At 41.3% G+C, this 16,727-nt stretch carries 16 protein-coding genes; 5 read left to right on the forward strand and 11 right to left on the reverse strand.

What is annotated here, in order from left to right; all coding sequences use genetic code 11:
• Window positions 1-476: 476 nt before the first annotated feature.
• From F7734_RS21525 to F7734_RS63695, 6 genes are all read right to left on the reverse strand, one after another.
• The gene (locus F7734_RS21525; protein ID WP_347566254.1) at window positions 477-740 is read right to left on the reverse strand and encodes an ATP-binding protein; all 264 of its coding nucleotides are present in this window, start codon (window positions 738-740) and stop codon (window positions 477-479) included.
• 626 nt (window positions 741-1,366) lie between these two features.
• Window positions 1,367-1,522: a hypothetical protein gene (locus F7734_RS63675; protein WP_243147003.1), complete on the reverse strand. Its 156-nt coding sequence runs from the start codon at window positions 1,520-1,522 to the stop codon at window positions 1,367-1,369.
• Window positions 1,465-1,659, reverse strand: coding sequence for a hypothetical protein (locus F7734_RS63680; protein WP_243147010.1), 195 nt, complete (start codon window positions 1,657-1,659; stop codon window positions 1,465-1,467). Before F7734_RS63680 ends, F7734_RS63675 begins: the two co-directional genes overlap by 58 nt.
• A gap of 306 nt (window positions 1,660-1,965) precedes the next feature.
• Window positions 1,966-2,172 (reverse strand): hypothetical protein, encoded by a 207-nt coding sequence (locus F7734_RS63685; RefSeq protein ID WP_243147004.1) that lies wholly within the window; start codon window positions 2,170-2,172, stop codon window positions 1,966-1,968.
• Between the two features lie 209 nt (window positions 2,173-2,381).
• The gene (locus F7734_RS63690; protein WP_243147005.1) at window positions 2,382-2,585 is read right to left on the reverse strand and encodes a chemotaxis protein CheB; all 204 of its coding nucleotides are present in this window, start codon (window positions 2,583-2,585) and stop codon (window positions 2,382-2,384) included.
• Between the two features lie 5 nt (window positions 2,586-2,590).
• A complete protein-coding gene (locus F7734_RS63695) occupies window positions 2,591-2,698 on the reverse strand; it encodes a hypothetical protein (protein ID WP_243147009.1) in 108 nt (35 codons plus the stop codon).
• Window positions 2,699-4,981: 2,283 nt separating this feature from the next.
• On the opposite strand from F7734_RS63695, the gene F7734_RS21540 reads away from it, so the two are divergent.
• Complete coding sequence (locus tag F7734_RS21540; RefSeq protein ID WP_155746575.1) at window positions 4,982-5,209, forward strand: hypothetical protein; 228 nt, start codon at window positions 4,982-4,984, stop codon at window positions 5,207-5,209.
• A gap of 607 nt (window positions 5,210-5,816) precedes the next feature.
• Here the strand turns inward: F7734_RS21540 and F7734_RS63700 are convergent.
• The 3 genes from F7734_RS63700 to F7734_RS62165 all read right to left on the reverse strand — a co-directional run bounded on the left by F7734_RS63700 (window position 5,817) and on the right by F7734_RS62165 (window position 7,275).
• Window positions 5,817-6,026, reverse strand: coding sequence for a hypothetical protein (locus F7734_RS63700; RefSeq protein WP_243147006.1), 210 nt, complete (start codon window positions 6,024-6,026; stop codon window positions 5,817-5,819).
• Window positions 6,027-6,689: 663 nt separating this feature from the next.
• A complete protein-coding gene (locus F7734_RS65450) occupies window positions 6,690-6,824 on the reverse strand; it encodes a hypothetical protein (protein ID WP_279239749.1) in 135 nt (44 codons plus the stop codon).
• 304 nt (window positions 6,825-7,128) lie between these two features.
• Window positions 7,129-7,275 (reverse strand): hypothetical protein, encoded by a 147-nt coding sequence (locus F7734_RS62165; protein WP_207714164.1) that lies wholly within the window; start codon window positions 7,273-7,275, stop codon window positions 7,129-7,131.
• 451 nt (window positions 7,276-7,726) lie between these two features.
• Between F7734_RS62165 and F7734_RS62170 the strand changes: the two genes are divergently transcribed.
• From F7734_RS62170 to F7734_RS21570, 4 genes are all read left to right on the forward strand, one after another.
• Window positions 7,727-8,053 carry a hypothetical protein gene (locus tag F7734_RS62170; protein ID WP_207714165.1) on the forward strand — a complete coding sequence of 109 codons (327 nt, stop codon included), beginning with the start codon at window positions 7,727-7,729 and terminating at the stop codon, window positions 8,051-8,053.
• 261 nt (window positions 8,054-8,314) lie between these two features.
• Window positions 8,315-9,784 carry an MFS transporter gene (locus F7734_RS21555; protein WP_155746576.1) on the forward strand — a complete coding sequence of 490 codons (1,470 nt, stop codon included), beginning with the start codon at window positions 8,315-8,317 and terminating at the stop codon, window positions 9,782-9,784.
• A gap of 155 nt (window positions 9,785-9,939) precedes the next feature.
• Window positions 9,940-14,511, forward strand: coding sequence for a CHAT domain-containing protein (locus tag F7734_RS21560; RefSeq protein WP_155746577.1), 4,572 nt, complete (start codon window positions 9,940-9,942; stop codon window positions 14,509-14,511).
• 341 nt (window positions 14,512-14,852) lie between these two features.
• Window positions 14,853-15,131, forward strand: a complete 279-nt coding sequence (locus F7734_RS21570; protein ID WP_207714166.1) for a hypothetical protein — start codon at window positions 14,853-14,855, stop codon at window positions 15,129-15,131.
• Window positions 15,132-15,253: 122 nt separating this feature from the next.
• On the opposite strand, the gene accD is transcribed toward F7734_RS21570, so the two are convergent.
• The gene (gene accD, locus F7734_RS21575) at window positions 15,254-16,219 is read right to left on the reverse strand and encodes an acetyl-CoA carboxylase, carboxyltransferase subunit beta (RefSeq protein WP_155746579.1); all 966 of its coding nucleotides are present in this window, start codon (window positions 16,217-16,219) and stop codon (window positions 15,254-15,256) included.
• A gap of 209 nt (window positions 16,220-16,428) precedes the next feature.
• The gene (locus tag F7734_RS21580) at window positions 16,429-16,644 is read right to left on the reverse strand and encodes a hypothetical protein (RefSeq protein WP_155746580.1); all 216 of its coding nucleotides are present in this window, start codon (window positions 16,642-16,644) and stop codon (window positions 16,429-16,431) included.
• Window positions 16,645-16,727 lie beyond the last annotated feature (83 nt).

Genomic DNA, 16,727 nt, shown 5'->3' on the forward strand with positions numbered 1-16,727 from the left:
ATGGCTAATGCGCTAATGCTAATGGCTAACGACACTTGACCAATGACACTTGACAAATGACACTTGACAAATTAACTCTTACCATGTTGGATGAGCTTTGGTCACTGAATTAATCAAGTTATTGTTCTACTGGCTGTGACGTACTCTTGAAAACCTAATTCCAACGCCCATTGCAGTTCTTGTTCTTTAAATATGCTGTAGTGCAATAGCTGGTATTTGTCCTCCTATCTCTGGTTCCAAGTTTCTTAACTTGCGATCAGAGGTAACCGTCTTCTTCTGGCATTCCAATATCACTTACTAATACATCGGGCAGTGATGTCTAATAGTTGAAAGTGCTTGATGAACTGATGCAACAGTGGTGACTTAGCACGTGCTGTTGCAAAAACAGTCTGATATACTCTCTAGTATCAGTATCATCGTCAACAACTAGCACCGTAAGCACTGAGGATGTGGAAACTGCTATACCAGAGTTGATTTTAGGTTCTATGTTGGAGAGTGGGGCAAGGAAAGGTTTGTTTCCCTCTCCTCTCCTCATTTCCTTTTTTACACATGTCTTTTCTTGTAAAAGAAGGTAACCTTACAGTAAAAGTCGCTCCTTGTCCTATTCCGGACTTTCGACGAACGCTTCCTCCATGCATTTCCACTAGATAACGTACAATCGCCAACCCAGCCCCAATGCGCTTGGTTTCTGGTGATCCTGCCATCTGCTTGCGGAAGCGATCAAAACATGGTAAAAACAATTCTGGGCTGATACCATTTCCGTAGTCACTAATTGTAATTTGAATATATTTGGGGATTGGGTATTGGGGATTGGAGATTGGAAGAATCCCATCGTCTAATGCCCAATCCCAATGCCTCTTCCATTGACAGTCGAACTGAATGTGTCCACCTTCTGTGTAAACTTGAGCGCGTTATTCACTAAATCCATACCACTTGCTGCAAGCGATTGGATCCCCAAAACGTAAAGAATGTGGCGAGGGCGAGACGCAATGACACGGCAAGCTGTACTGATCTTTCCTCTCGTCTTTTGTCCTCTTGTTTTTGCTGCTCTGAATCAGTGGATTCAACAATATACTCCAGTGAATCTTTTTAGTTTCTGCTTCTAAATGAACGCTGTCTATGACTGCTGAAACTACAGTGCCAAATTGACTCGTCCAAGGTTCAATTGCAACTTACCGCGTTAATTCGCGAAACATCCAAAATGTCATCAATGAGTTGTGCTTGCAAAGCCGCATTGCGTTCATCGTTTCCAACGCACGAACTATAGCTTTTCATCTAATTTTCGTTGGCGCAATAATCTCGCCAACCAAGTATTGAAACAGTGGCGTGCGAAGTTCGTGGGAAAGGGTTGCCAAAAATTCATCTTTCAGGCGATTTGCTGTTTCCGCCTCTTGTCTTGCTGTTTGTTTCGCGAATTAGCTTTATGTGTTCTTCTGCCAGCTTTTTTTCGCTCTGTAACATCTTCTACCCGACCACAAACCGATGACCTGTTTTCATCAGAAAGCATTGGAGATGAAGACATAAGTACCCAACGCTCAACACTGCTAGGGGTGAGGATGCGAAATTCCCCTTTGTATTCCTGCCTTTACTGGATACAGCATACCAATCAGCAATAACTTGTTGTCGATCCTCTGGATGAATGCCAACGTCAACCGTCACCCAACTCTCCTCATACGTCATGCCATAGATAGCTGATAGCGAGGATTATATAAGTACATTTACCTAAGTATCCGTTTAGAAAAAATTCGACAGCGAACAAACGCTTAATGAACGAAACATTTCTTCACGTTTTCTCAGTTCAGCATTCATCAATGCCAGTTGTGCGGCTTGTCGCTTCACCTCATTGCTTTCTAAACAAGTCCACAAAAGCGATACCTTATACTTTAAAATTTCTGCTCTATAGGTTTAAACAAATAGTCCACTGCACCAACAGAGTAAACCCCTGTACACATAGTGTCGCTGGTGCTATATGCTGTGAGAAAAAAATTGGGTATGGCGGAACGTCTCTCTGTCGAATAAGCGCTGCTGTCTCGAACCCGTCCATTCTGGCATCTGCACATCCAATAGATGACGGCAAAATCCTGATTGAGAAGGTGCCGCAGTGCTTCGCTCCTGATGTAGCCTAATCAAATTTTGCCCCAAGCTATCTAAAATTGCCTCCAGGGCTAGCAAATTTCTGGATGGTCATCACCAGCAGAACATTAACTTTTGTTCTAATGACATCGCAATCAGTACGCTTCAGAAATAGAATAAGGCTTTTCAAAGTCTTCTATTGACTGTGACGCCTATAGTTCATTTATTCAACTACCTTAAGTTATAAATTGTTATTCTTATGAATGAGTTAGTTCATAACTTTATCTATATCAAAATAAAGATAAGAATTATGTTAAATACACAAATTTCACCAAGAAAGGGCAAATATCTGCTAAATGTAGAATTTTATCACAACGCAGCTGCGACAGTGCTTTGGGCATTGTTGCACAATAGGCAGTAGACGGTTCTTCCACCACGTGTTTTGCCACCTCGCGATCTAATTCTTGCCAGTCTTGTGTACCATCTGATTGGCTCCTGTCAGAGTACGCCAATCACTTTAGGCGTAAGCATCCGCCGCCGTTTCAAAGAGGACATCAATCGATGTCTTGCATAGGTCACTGAGCATCAACAGACAAGGAAAATAAGGGTGCGGTACGGCATACATTTCTCCCTTCAACTGTAAATGATAATCAGCAGGCGCTAAATACACGTAGCCCGGTAAATCTCTTCCCTATCTTGGGGTTCTACGATCGCTAGTGACTGTATTGCTGTACGCAGTTTTCAATTTATCATCGTTAGAATCTTTTGACGGTGTTGAACAATAGCCACAGGAACTGAAAATTTTTCGATAACCCTGCAAGTAAAACGGACATGCATTGACCCCCTAAAGATGCGCCAATAACAATCAGTTTAAAAGTATTAGTGTTATGGTTGGTGTTAGTAGTTGGTTAGCTTATTAGTAGTTTATTACAGTAGGTTGGGTTGAGGAACGAAACCAACCTACCACATACAGTAGCGATTTAATATTCACTTTATAAATGACTCTGACCCACGTCCGTTCAATCCCACTAACCACTAACTACTAACCATAACCACTATCTAATCCTACGATAAATCTTTCATCGCCGTCTACATTTATAATTTTGTCATGGGGAGTAAATTTGAGGGATTCTTGACGGCCCAAGCTAAGGATACCATATCTATTAGGCTTTCGTAAAAAAGATTGTGACTCTATTTTGTAAAGATTATTGAAATATATATCAATACATTTCTACATAGAATGACATGAAATTCATTAAAAGAATTATCTGTGCTAAGTTATGTTGTGAAAAAACCATATTTCTTTAAGATAAGGGAAAATATCGCATTATGTATGCAGCAGTGTAATATTCTGAAAAGATTTTTTCCTCCTGCCTGTAAATAGTTTTGAGTATAGTTTGCATGAGTTCAATGGAAAAATTAGATATTGCTTGTTTTAAAACCATTTCGTTAATATCAGTTGCATACACCGACAGCGGTGATAAAGCCTTCTTCATGCAACAGAATTGCCATAGAATAGACTTTCACCAGTTGAACATCCAGCGTGCCAAATGCGAATAAAAGGATATGTTCTAATAAGGTATAATTTTTTCTTAAAGCTAGAAAAAAACTAGTGTCACGAAACATGCTAGTGACATTACTGAAAGATTAAATAACAATCTTTCCATACATTCTGGATTGTGAAGCACTTTTTCTTGCAATCCAGGATACTCGTAATCCTTCAGATTCAATTGTTCCCCAAATTCGACGTTTAATTGAAGCTAAAGCATAGTTTCTAAAATCAATCCATAGTAACGATATATACCTTCTACAGCATTGAATTTCTATATCTTCAAGTTGCTCTTGCATCATAAATTCGTTAGTTTTTGCTGATTACTATAGAGTTTGTTTGGCTTGGAGAAAGTTCTATTTAATAGACTACAATAATCTATTTTCAAAATTATGAGTTAAGGAAATGCATACAAGTATATATGCCTATGAATGAGCTTTAGCATGTAGACGTTATGAAGTAAATCTTGTGAATGAGCAAAGTCTGTCTCTAGATAAACGTCATATATCTTATGAAATATGAAGGAACATTCAAAGAATCATTATAAATCATCTCTTAGATGAAAAATAGAAAAAAAACAAAAAAAATATCAAGTAATCGAAAAAAAGTTCATTGCGATCGCTACCATTATCCTATATATTCTCTGTAAAAAGTACAGACTTCATATTTTAATTAACACAAAAGATTTTTGTCCTTTTGACGCCTAAATTCTTGTATGCGTTACCATTTCTATTCGAACAACTGTCAGCTTTGCACTCTTGTATTCGGTTTTGCTACTGTTTTTGGAACTCAAAGAGTAGTAGCTGCTTCATTCAGCGTTGTGCTGATGGACTCAATAATGTAAGAGTCTTAACTTTGTCCCGATGGCAGTCTTTACATACAGGTCAGGTGTGGAGAGATGGCGGTGCTTCCCGGACCTAGTTTGGAAGTCTTGATTCTTGTGTAGGTACAAACTGGTGCAGTCACTAGAGTGAAAGATGTAAAACAAGAGCGCATACTTGAAGGTTTACCATCTACAGCTTTAAGACCTAGTGGAAGTACGGGAGAAGGTTCCCAGATATACAATTTGATGCTGTAGGAAATCCTTACCTTTTGATTGGGTATGTGTAATCCACCATCAATGATTTTCCAGAAAGCGTTCAGTTGGGGACAACTTTATAAAGTGAGATTTCAAACGGTTCGCAACAAGTATTGCTGATTTTGCAAAATAGAAATTGGCTAATAATGCTGATGGGGGAATGTCCTTATACCAGTGTGAGATAGCTAGTAATCCTTATGCCCTGGCGAAAAGGATAATACTGCTTATGTTATTGATGCAGCTCCAATAATGTATTAACTGTAGGGCTTGATGGTAGTAATTTGAAATCTTTGTGTACTCCCAAGCAAAAGATTCAATCCCGTCTTTCCAACTCCCGTTCTGACAGGTTTTACCTCCTGAAGCACCTCCAAGCGATCGCATTCCTGAAGAAATCGAGATTGAGTCTGTTCAACCGTGCTTCATTTGGTCCCGATGGTGCTTTGTATGTTAGTGAGTACACGGTTTCCCTTTTCCGTAGGAAAAGCACGTATTTTGCGAGTCGCGTCTGATGGCGAAGTTACGGTTTTGCCGAAGGTTTTACCCAGCTCTCGATTTAGAATTTGATGCTAAAGGGAATTTGTATGCGTTGCAGTATTCAATGAACCTCATGGTTGGGTACGCAGATGCGTCTCTTATCCAGATAGCCCTGATGGAACTCGTACAACTCTCTTGATGGTAATGGCTTGAGTCAGCAACTGTCTTACCGTCGGTTCTGAGGCGATGTTTATGTATCGAATAAGGGCGATGCGCAGGACAGGACAAGTTTCTGAGATTAGTCAATAACAAAGTTCCCGAATCAGGTACAACAACTGTTTGGTTGTTTGCAGTTTTAGATTGATATACGTCCGCTTATATACTTAAATAAAACTCACGCAAAGACGAGGCAGCGCTAGCTTGTGGTTACACCAGTTGAAGCGCCTGCCGTCGCAAAGGGCTAAGAATTTAAGCATCTTTTCCGCATGTTATCTACGGACAGATATGAGTTGTTGTTACACCGTAAGCTTAAGATGAGGACTACTTGTAGTTGCTACTGGTAATCAGATTGGCGGATTTGGAACTAATTGCTGATTTTTGCAATCTACCAAAAAATCTAGTTTTTTTCCAAAATAACTTGACCTAGCATAACTTCGTCTCCACCACTAATCCTTCATCTGCAGTTTGTCTTCCTTGACATTCAATTAGAACGGTTCGTAACCGCCCACTGTTCTCTAGTCCATTTGCGGAACGAGCTACCTGTTTACCTCTAATTCGTAAACCCAATTGTTCGACAACCTGCATTGGCAGTACAAGAGTAAGTGCTCTGTATCTACTAATGCTTCGTTTCACACTCTCTCAACAAATGGGGAGCAAGCACTCTCGGCTTATCATCGCTTCGTCTATTGCGTTTGTCAGTTTGACTCTAACTCGGACTGCCCCATAGTTGTTGGCCATTTTGAAGCTCTCATAGTATCTTATTGAAAATAATGAGTGTACTTACATTTTGTCTCAATGAAAAAGTAAAACTCTTTTTTAGCGATCGCTTAATGATACGAGGCTTGAATAAACCAATGCGTTGTTACTCACGACATAAACAATGCGATCTACTTGAGAGCGCCGTGACCATTGATAATATTTTAATCTTTCAGGTCTGCTGTTCTTCAAAAGATTGCGTCTTATCTCTTCAACTAGAGATAAACTCGGAGTGCATCTTCTATTTGTTCTCTACCCAAAGGTAAGGTCTTCAAAAACTGCTTGTCAAAAACGAGTCAGGTTGTGAAATCTCTTGAGAATTCAATGAGAAAGTTCTTCGGTTCTAAATTTTCTACATTGACTTGTTATTATTCTTCGATAAATTAAACTCCTTACGAAGCTCCTCTATAGTTTGAGGTTTATTAGTCTTAGCTTGACACGTTGCAAAGCATCTAAAGACGCGCTGCATTTCAGGTACTGGAACAAGTAGCTGTTTCTATGATACTGTTGCAATTCTGAAGTGGAATTACGGATACGCTTTCAGCACCTTCCGGAAACAACTACAGGTTCTCGGCTTTTAATTGCCTCATTGTAAATTTCACGAATCAGTTGCAAGCTTCGGCATAAGTTTTTTGAGTAGTCATTTTCTGTTCCTGTATCCATGTATTTTTCCATGGTAAACCTTATAAATAGTATCACTCATCGCGATCGCTTTGACTAATTGATTTGCTGTTTCCTGTCCTCGCTGCATTGCTTGTTGAGGGTTGCTGTCCGAGTAAGCACTGACAAACTGGTTGTCAAAATTGTTTCATAATTGGTGCAGGTATTTACCCATTGCCATGGATCCGTAGTCTACGCCTGCTAACGTGGCAGATCGCAAAGTCTTTGTCATATCCAGTTTTGAGCAACAGATTCCGTGATGGCAAGCAAAACCTGTTTGCGTCCATTTTGCCATTCTCTTTGCCTGTAAGATAAGAAATTAATTCCAAGCTTCGGCTTTGTGCTCTGACTGCTTGTTCATCACATAAGCAACAGTAAAAACCATTGTGCTTTTTTGATGTAATACTCGTACTTCTGCGGTAGCAACTCTAAATGGGAAAGTTTCGTCAGATACGGAATTGTCCAAGTCCTTCAACAATCATTGAACTTTGCCCTGACCGAACATTTCACCACCAGAGTTAGTCCCAACATCAGATTTTTGGCTGAAGAACGGTCTTTTTGTATTGTCTACTGCTAAGCGCAACCTTGCAAGCTTCCTGACTGGAAACGTGCATAACCGTTCGGTCTACAACTTGTCCTCCAAAGCTTATTTTGTAAGCTTACGTGCTAATTCAGGATTTCACCGAAGCCATATTGGTCGATTCTGCTATTCTGGTTAGGTCTATAGAGAGCTTTGAGAATAGTGCGGAGTCATCCCAAGTGTTTTGGGGCTATCTAAGCCTGCTTTAGCAAAAGCTTTTTTGTTATAAAACAGAGCAAGAGTTGAATAATCTTTAGGAAGACGTATATGTAATTTCCATACGAAAACTTTTAATAACGTTTCCTCAAAATCCGCCAAGTCAATTCGGAGGTAATATATGTATCTAGTGGTTCCAAACATTCTGCTCATCAAGAAAGAGAAAAAAATCAAAAAAGAGGACTTCAAGCATCAAATAAAGACATCGGCGCTGCTTCTCCAACCAACGAGTTTTTATCACATCCATATATTGGTCATAATAACCTCATGTTTCACTTTGATATTGGATGCTTTGCCTCAAATCATGCAGGACTTGTTTCAAAAGTTTTTGTTTTGCTGGCTAGTACCAACGCTGAGTTTGATAACGACTGGGGTAGATTTCGTGGAAATGCTTGGTAAGTGCTCGCATTCCAATTATCAAAAAGGCGATCGCAATCAAAACCCCTAAAAATTTCCAATGCTTATTTCATCTTTTTTTAAGACTGGATTAGGGGTAGGGGTTAGAGGCACAAGGGGGACAGTATATTCTTCTCCCTAGTCTACCTCTTACTACTTCCTCTCCCTAGTCACCCCCTACCCCCTACCCCCTAATCCTACCCCTAATCCCTACCCCCTACCCCCAATCTCTTTTGTTAAAAATGCAGCTAAAATAACGAAAAAATTAACAATTTCTTTTGAAACTATCAACCAATCATCTGTGGAGATAGGTATGGAATCGATTCCATTAGAGACAGCTGCTTCTTTAGCTCCAAAAATTCCTCAAATTGCGATTTCAGAACTAGCAGCAACCCCAGCACCTAGTCCGACAGCCATAAAAAAAGATGCTATTCGCACCAGCCTAAAAGCTTCTACTATGGATGCTGTGTTTGCCGCAGTGTTCTCCATAACCACCACAGGTATTTTGTTAAGTAACTTTTTGGTGGAATTAGGTGCAAGCCCAATTATTTTTGGCATGATATGTTCCATTCCAATGGTGGTGAATCTCATCCAACCTGTAGGTGCTTACCTTTCAGAACGAACAACCAGCCGCTTTCGATATTCCTTATTGACTCATGGTATTGCTCGCGTCCTTTGGATGTTTCTCATCGTTGGCATTATTGCTTATACCTTAGGATGGATGAATTCTTACCAGTTGGTTGTTGTAACGATGGTTATCGTCTTATTGAGCAATCTTTTGGGAGGACTCGGAAGTGCATCTTGGTTGAGTTGGGTAGCAATGATTGTTCCCCGACAATTGCGGGGAAGATATTTTGGTTTGCGAACCAGCGCCGCCAGTCTGACGAATTTGATTTGTGTTCCTTTGGCAGGTTTAGTGGTGTCAAAATGGCCGGGAGGAACGCTGCAAGGTTATGGAATACTCGTCTTTCTTGGAATTTTTGCCGGAGTTGTCAGTATTGGGTGTCAGCATTTTCAAGTGGATATGAATCCAGTCATGCAAAATGCAGCTGCTGTCACACCAACTGATTCAAAAAATGTTATTGAACCTCAGTTAGAAAGTGTTGAAAGCTCTCCTCATAAGAACGTGGTACAAGGCATTGTTAATAATAAAAATTTTTTAATGTTTCTTTTCTATTTCAGTTCCTGGATGTTAGCTTTTAACCTGAGTGCTCCCTATTTCAATCTCTACATGTTGAGCACTTTAAAATTAGATGTTAGCTTAGTAACGCTTTACAGCAGCATTCAGGCTGGAGCCAATTTGCTGATGCTAATTTTATGGGGAAAGCTATCCGATAAAATTGGGAATCGTATCATATTAATATCGGTCGGAATTTTAGTTGCGATCGCTCCATTGCTATGGCTGGGAGTGGAAGTGAGTTTTTTCGACATCTGGGTGTGGTTACCACTCATCCATATCTTGCTTGGTGGGACTTCAGCCGCTGTTGACTTGTGTAACAATAATATGCAGCTAAGTGTTGCACCAGTCAAACAACAATCTGTCTACTTTGCGATCGCAGCTGCTATTGGGGGTGCTAGTGGTGCGTTGGGTACCACTATAGGTGGCTTTATTGCACAAAGTACATTCTTCGGCGGTATTCCAGGCTTATTTGTCGTTTCTGCCTTATTCAGACTTGTAGCACTTGTCCCGCTACTTTTTGTGCAGGAACAAAGAGGGCTATCTTTAACTCAGATAATACAAACGTTGTGGATATTCCGCAAAAAAGCAGTTCAGACTCAGTAAATGAGGGTTGGTGGTGAGTAGTTAGTGGTTAGTTGTTGGTTGTTAGTTGTTGGTTGTTGGTTGTTGGTTGTTAGTTGTTATTAACCACTAACCACTAACTACCAACCACTAACCACTAACCATTAACAACTAACAAAAAATATTAGGTGCAGGCAATGCGGAAGTTACTTGTCCTAAAACTAGATGGGGATCTAGAAAAAGTTGTGCGGGTAACGCTCGCGATAGAGGAAGAAAATAATCGCTTGGGAATGGAAGTGACTGGCTATTTGCCTGCAAACCCAAACCTAGCGATCGCGATCGACAATTGGAGAGTAAACTACTTAAGTGTAGGTCAGTCTTCCCGAGTTCAAGCGGTGGGAAGAGCAAGGCAGTGGCGTTACGATTGCAACAAATCGGCTCAGGAGTTGCAGCAATCTTTGAACCAATGGCTACTGTCTGAATCTTTTCGTGCCATACGGGATAAGTGCTTGCAACACCTCATGCCTCCTAATGAAGTGCGCGTCCTCATACGAACTTCAAGTCAGTCATTATTGAAATTACCTTGGCATCTGTGGGATTTAATAGACGGTAACTCTTTTGCCGAAGTTGCTCTTGGCACACCAGATGCAGAATTTCGCCGCTCAGTAAAAACACCTACATTACCAGATAAAGTTAAAATCCTCGCTATTCTAGGAAACAGTGCAGGTATTGATATTCAACAAGATCGATACGTTCTGGAAAATTTACGTAATGCTGAAACAACCTTTCTTGTAGAACCAAAACGCCAAGAAATTAACGATTATCTGTGGGAAAAATCTTGGGATATTCTATTTTTTGCCGGTCATGGAGGAGTTGAGGGAGAAAGCGGTTGCATTTGTATTAATCAAACCGAAAGTTTAACTATTGATGAACTCAAATACGCTTTAAGAAATGCTGTTGATAATGGCTTGCAACTAGCCATTTTTAACTCCTGCGAAGGTATGGAACTCGCATTTGAACTACAACAATTGCACATTCCACAAATTATTGTGATGCGGGAACCAGTACCAGATGTTGTTGCTCAAGCATTTGTGACGTATTTTCTTCCGGCATTTGCCAGTGGTAAATCTTTATACTTGGCTCAAAGGGAAGCACGATTAAGACTCCACGGATTGGAGTATCAATTTCCTTGTGCAAGTTGGCTACCAGTCATTTTTCAAAATCCTGCCACTGTACCTCCCCGTTGGCAAGATTTAGGGCGGCGTCCCACCGATAAATGCCCCTATCGTGGTTTGTTTGCTTTTCGAGAAGAGGATGCACCATTTTTCTTTGGTAGAGAAAGTTTCTCCCGCATTTTGGTAGAAGCAGTATACTCGAAACCCCTAGTAGCCGTCATAGGACCTTCAGGAAGTGGAAAGTCTTCTGTTGTGTTTGCCGGTCTTATTCCTTATTTGCGGCAAGAAGGTTATTGGCGGATTATTTCCTTTAGACCGGGATCGAAACCATTTCACGCTTTAGCAGCTGCTCTTATTTCTCAACAAGAACTGCAAATAAAATCCGACCAACTAGAGGAAATCACGCAATTAGCTGACTACTTGCACCACGAAGAAAATTCTTTACATTTGGTTCTACAAAGCATACTCAAGAAAAATCCTGGAACACGTTTATTGCTGGTTGCTGACCAATTTGAGGAATTGTATACTTTGTGTCAGGATATACCAAAGCGCCAGGTTTTTTTAGATAGATTAATAGAAGCAACGAATCTAACCAATTTTACTGTAATTCTCACACTGCGGGCTGACTTTTTAGCACAATCTCTTTCGTATCGCCCTTTTGCTGATGCGTTGCAGTATCGCGATTTAAAACTGGGTCCCATGAATCGTGAAGAACTGCAAGCAACCGTAGAAAAACCTGCAGGGCTTTTTGGTGTGACACTCGAGTCTGGGTTAACCGAACGTATTATAGAAGCAGTGAGTGTTTCTGCAGGAGATTTACCTTTATTAGAGTTTGCCTTGCAAGAACTTTGGGCAAAACAAAGTAATGCGCAGCTTCTTCACACTACTTATAATGATATAGGTGGTGTAAAGACAGCTGTCGCTAGTTATGCCGAACAAGTTTATGCTAGATTGAATGAATCGGAGAAAGAACAAGCAAGACGGGTTTTTCTTCAGTTGGTGCGTCTGGGGGAAGGTACGGAGGAAACCAGGCGTTTGGCTACTCGTGGGGAGGTGGGAAACGGGAATTGGAATTTGGTGATTCGTCTTGCCTCAGATCGTTTGGTTGTTACAGGTCGTGATGAGGCTACAGGTAAAGAAACTGTAGAAATTGTTCATGAAGCTTTAATCCGAGAATGGGAACGCTTGCGTCAGTGGATTGAGTTAGATCGCGATTTCCGGACATGGCTGCAGGGATTGCGATCGGCTATGCACCAGTGGTACATCAATGGGAAAGATGATGATTCGTTGTTGCGGGGAAAGCCGTTGGCTGATGCGGAAGAATGGTTGCAAAAGCGTGCAAACGAGTTGATTTCGGAAAGGGCATTTATAGAAGCGAGTTTGGGATTGCGGCATAGAGAACGCAAACAACGCGATCGCTTGCGTAGGGGTATCATATTAGGCTTGGCTGGCAGTTTGGTTGTTGCTTTAATGTTTGCTGGTGCAGCAGGAGTGGCGTGGTGGCGAACAAATATCAGTGAAACAAATGCCAAAATTAAAGCCACTAGTGCTAGTGCTAGAGCTATTTTTGCTTCTAATCTACAATTAGAGGGATTGACTTCTAGTTTAGAAGCTGGTAAGCAACTGCGACTTTTGGAAAAATCTGGCAATGCAGAACCGGATACCAAGATAGAGGTGGTGACGGCATTGCAACAAATTTTATACGGTACTAGAGAACTCAACCACCTGACCAAACATAGCGCTGCTGTTTGGGGTGTAAGTTTCAGCCCGGATGGTCAAATACTGGCTTCTGCAAGTGCTGACAAAACCGTCAATCTTTGGCGGCGTGATGGCAACGTGATGGCAACTCTCGACCAACATAGCGAAGATGTTTATAGTGTGAGTTTTAGCCCGGATGGTCAAACAATTGCTTCTGCAAGTTTAGATAAAACTGTCAAACTTTGGAAAGTCAGTGATGGCAGTTTAATAACGACTTTGAGCGGACATACGAATGGTGTCAGAAGTGTGAGTTTTAGCCCGGATGGGCAAACAATTGCTTCTGCAAGCTTTGACAAAACTATCAGAATTTGGAAAAAATCCAGCGAAGGGAAGTTTGAAACTCGCCCTTACAAAACTCTAATCGGTCATCAAGACGCAGTTGTCAGTGTTAGCTTTAGCCCGGATGGTCAAATCATTGCTTCTGCCAGTAAGGATAAAACTATCAAACTTTGGAAAGCGATCGATGGTAGTTTAGTCACCAGTTTAAGTGGGCATAATGCTGAAGTTCGTTCTGTTGCTTTTAGCCCAGATGGAAGGAATATTGCTTCTGTTGGAGATGATAAAACTTTAAAACTTTGGAATTTGGATGGCACTCTATCAAATACTATCTTTACAGGATGCATAGAGAAAGTTACTGGTGTTAGCTTCAGCCCAGACAGTCAAATCATTGCTTCTACTTGTTGGGATGGCAATGTTAAACTTTGGAGACGAGATGGTAGCTCGATAACGACTTTGAATGGTCATACTGCGGGAGTGACTGATATCAGTTTCCATCCCAACGGGTTAATTGCAACTGCTAGTGCTGATGGTGTAGTTCAACTTTGGAGTACCCGTGGCAACTTTATTAACACCCTCAAGGATCACATCCAACCCGTGCGAGCCATTGCCTTCAGCCCGGATGGACAAACTATCGCTTCTGCTAGTAACGACAAAACTATCAAACTTTGGAGAGTCAGCGATAACTACTTAGCGCATACTTTGACAGGGCATCAGGATGAAGTTCGGGGTGTTACCTTCAGCCCCGATGGAGAAATTATCGCTTCTACCAGTGCTGACAAAACTATCAAACTTTGGAGAAAGAAAGATGGTAGTTTAATTGACACTCTTACCGGACATCAGGAAGAGGTGCGGGGTATTGCCTTCAGCCCAGACGGACGAACCATCGCTTCTGGGAGTGCTGACAAAACCGTGAAGCTATGGCGGCTAAATCGTCAAGGTAGATTTGAAACCCAGCCTTACAAAACCATGACCGGGCACACTCAAGCAGTCCGCGCAGTTGCATTTAGCCCTGATGGTCGGATAATTGCTTCTGCTAGTTGGGATGGAACCGTAAAACTCTGGCGGCGAAATGGCAGTTTAATAACCACTCTGGAAGGTCATAGCGCTAAGGTATATACTGTAACCTTTAGCCCTGATGGAGGAACCATTGCAACAGCTAGTGATGATAATACTATCAAACTTTGGCGATCGGGTGATGGTAAGTTGATGGCGACTTTAAGGGGACACAGTGCTGCAGTTTATAGTGTCAGTTTCAGTCCTGATGGGCAAACTCTCGCTTCTGTCGGTGTTGATAAAACAGTAAAAATATGGAGGCGAGATGGTATTTTAATTACTGCTTTGACCGGGCATACAGCTTCGGTGACTGGTGTAACTTTTAGCCCGGATGGTCAAACTATTGCTTCTGCAAGTGATGATAAAACTGTGATTTTATGGAATTTGAATCTTGATGATTTATTAAAACGCGGTTGTGACTGGACGCGTTCTTATTTGAGCAATCCTAACAACGGTATGGTTCAAGATGATTACAGGCGGCGCATTTGCGATCGTGTTTATTAGAGGATGTTTGAAAAGTTATGATTGATGTATTAAATATTTATTACCCCACCCTAACCCTCCACGCGTGAAAGGGGAGGGAACCGGAAATTCAATTTCACTCCTTACGATTTTGAGTATGATTTTGAAAAAGACAAGCTAGCAGAGCATGGAGTCTCGTTTAATGAATCTGTTGAATGTTTCTTTTCAAATTACCAAGTACGGCGAAATCAATCCTACAAAGACCGCTATCAACTAATTGGGCAATCCTACAGCGGACGTAAACTCAAAATTATTTTCCAACTTAAGCCAAACAATGTAGTTCGCATTATTACCGGATGGCAAATATGAATAGAAATAATGAGATGAATGATTCCTTACTTTCGGAAGAAGAAATTGACCAAATAGTTGAGCAACAAGCTAATGATGAATCGGCTTGGGAATCAAGTATATTTGTTCAGAAAAATTCTACTTCTGTATTTCTTCCCAGTGAAGTTGCTACTAAAGCTGTTTTCTTTGCTAACTTACATCGAGAACCCAGTGTAGAAACTTGGCTGATTCGTGTGATTCAAGAAAGAATTCAATTAGAAGAAGCTGCTTTTTTACAAATAAAAGGTGAGTTGGTTAAAGATTCGAGCAAATGATAACGTATCGGACAGGGCGGGCGAGGACGCCCACCCCACAAGTAATGGTTATTCAGCTACTGTGAACATTAGCAATTAGCCATTAGCCATTAGCCATTAGCCATTAGCAATTAGCCATTAAGTTATTCAGCCACTGTGGAACTAAAAGGTCTTGTTTCCCAAACGACAACGTTGTGTGTTTGCACTGCTGTTGTCAGTGATATGGGTTGGTGTAAGGCAATCAACTGTGCTAGTGTCTTCTTTAACTGGGTACGCGGTACAATGTCGTCTACAAAACCGTGCTTCAGTAAATCTTCTGCTGTTTGAAACTCTTCTGGCAGTTTTTCCCGTAAAGTTTGCTCAATCACTCGCCGACCGGCAAAACCAATTGTTGCTTTCGGCTCTGCCAATATAATATCTCCTAACATGGCAAAACTTGCTGTGACACCACCCGTGGTAGGGTTGGTTAACACGGGAATGTACAACAGCTTTTCATCCCGATGGCGTTGTAAGGCGGCGGATATTTTCGCCATCTGCATGAGGGAAAGCATTCCTTCTTGCATCCTCGCTCCACCAGAGGTACATATAATGACTACGGGATACCGTCTCTGTGTCGCTTGCTCGATTAAACGAGTCAGTTTTTCTCCCACAACTGACCCCATGCTTCCACCCATAAATCGGAAGTCCATGACGCCTAATGCTATGGGTAAACCGTCTATTTGACCCAATCCTGTTTTGACAGCATCTACTAAACCGAGTTTTTCCTGTGTCTCTCGCAAGCGATCGCCGTATGCTTTGCGATCGCGAAATTGCAAAGGATCTGTAGGACGCAAGCGATCGTCTATCGATCCCCAAGTGTTTGCATCTATCAACTGACGAATTCGCTCATCACAATCTACTCTATTGTGATGTCCGCACTCCACACAAACCATTTGGTTCGCTTTCAGATCTTTGGTATAGGTTAAGACACTACAGTTAGGGCATTTGTGCCATAAACCATCAGCAATCTCACGTTCTTGACGTTCTGGGGTAGTAGACCCTGACTTCCGTCGATTTGCAAACCAATCTAATAGAGATTTTAAACCGCGTGATTCTTCGTTGTTTGCCATTTGTATCTTATCAGAGAGTAAATATGTCGAAAATAGGTCAAGTAGCTTTTATTGTCCTTGGTCATTGGTCATCTGTCCTTTGTTAAAAAATATGACAAATGACAAATGACAGATGACAAATGACTATTTTTTCAAATTTGTCTTGTAAGCAAATCAGACCTTTCGCATCCACCTTTGGTTGCCAGCTTAACGAAAATACGTAATCCAATTCAAGTCTCTTGCTCGTCTTCTTGGGAACTTAATAGCAACAAGGCAGCCGACTTATCTTGTAAACTTACCTGTAAAGCTGCTGAAGTTCCAGCCCCCAAATAAGACTTCACCCCCAAATCAATAATTTTTGTTGGTATGTTATGAGCTGCAAGCAGCTCTTGCATAAGTTCTGCTTGCCAACGGAAACTTGTTGTTAACAGCGTAATCCAAGTCACAATATCATATTATCAGAAGCTCAAAGCATGATGGGGTGACGAGATTTACAGTTGGGGAATGGGGGACTGGGGACAAGGGAGAC

The sequence above is a fragment of the Scytonema sp. UIC 10036 genome (assembly GCF_009725235.1).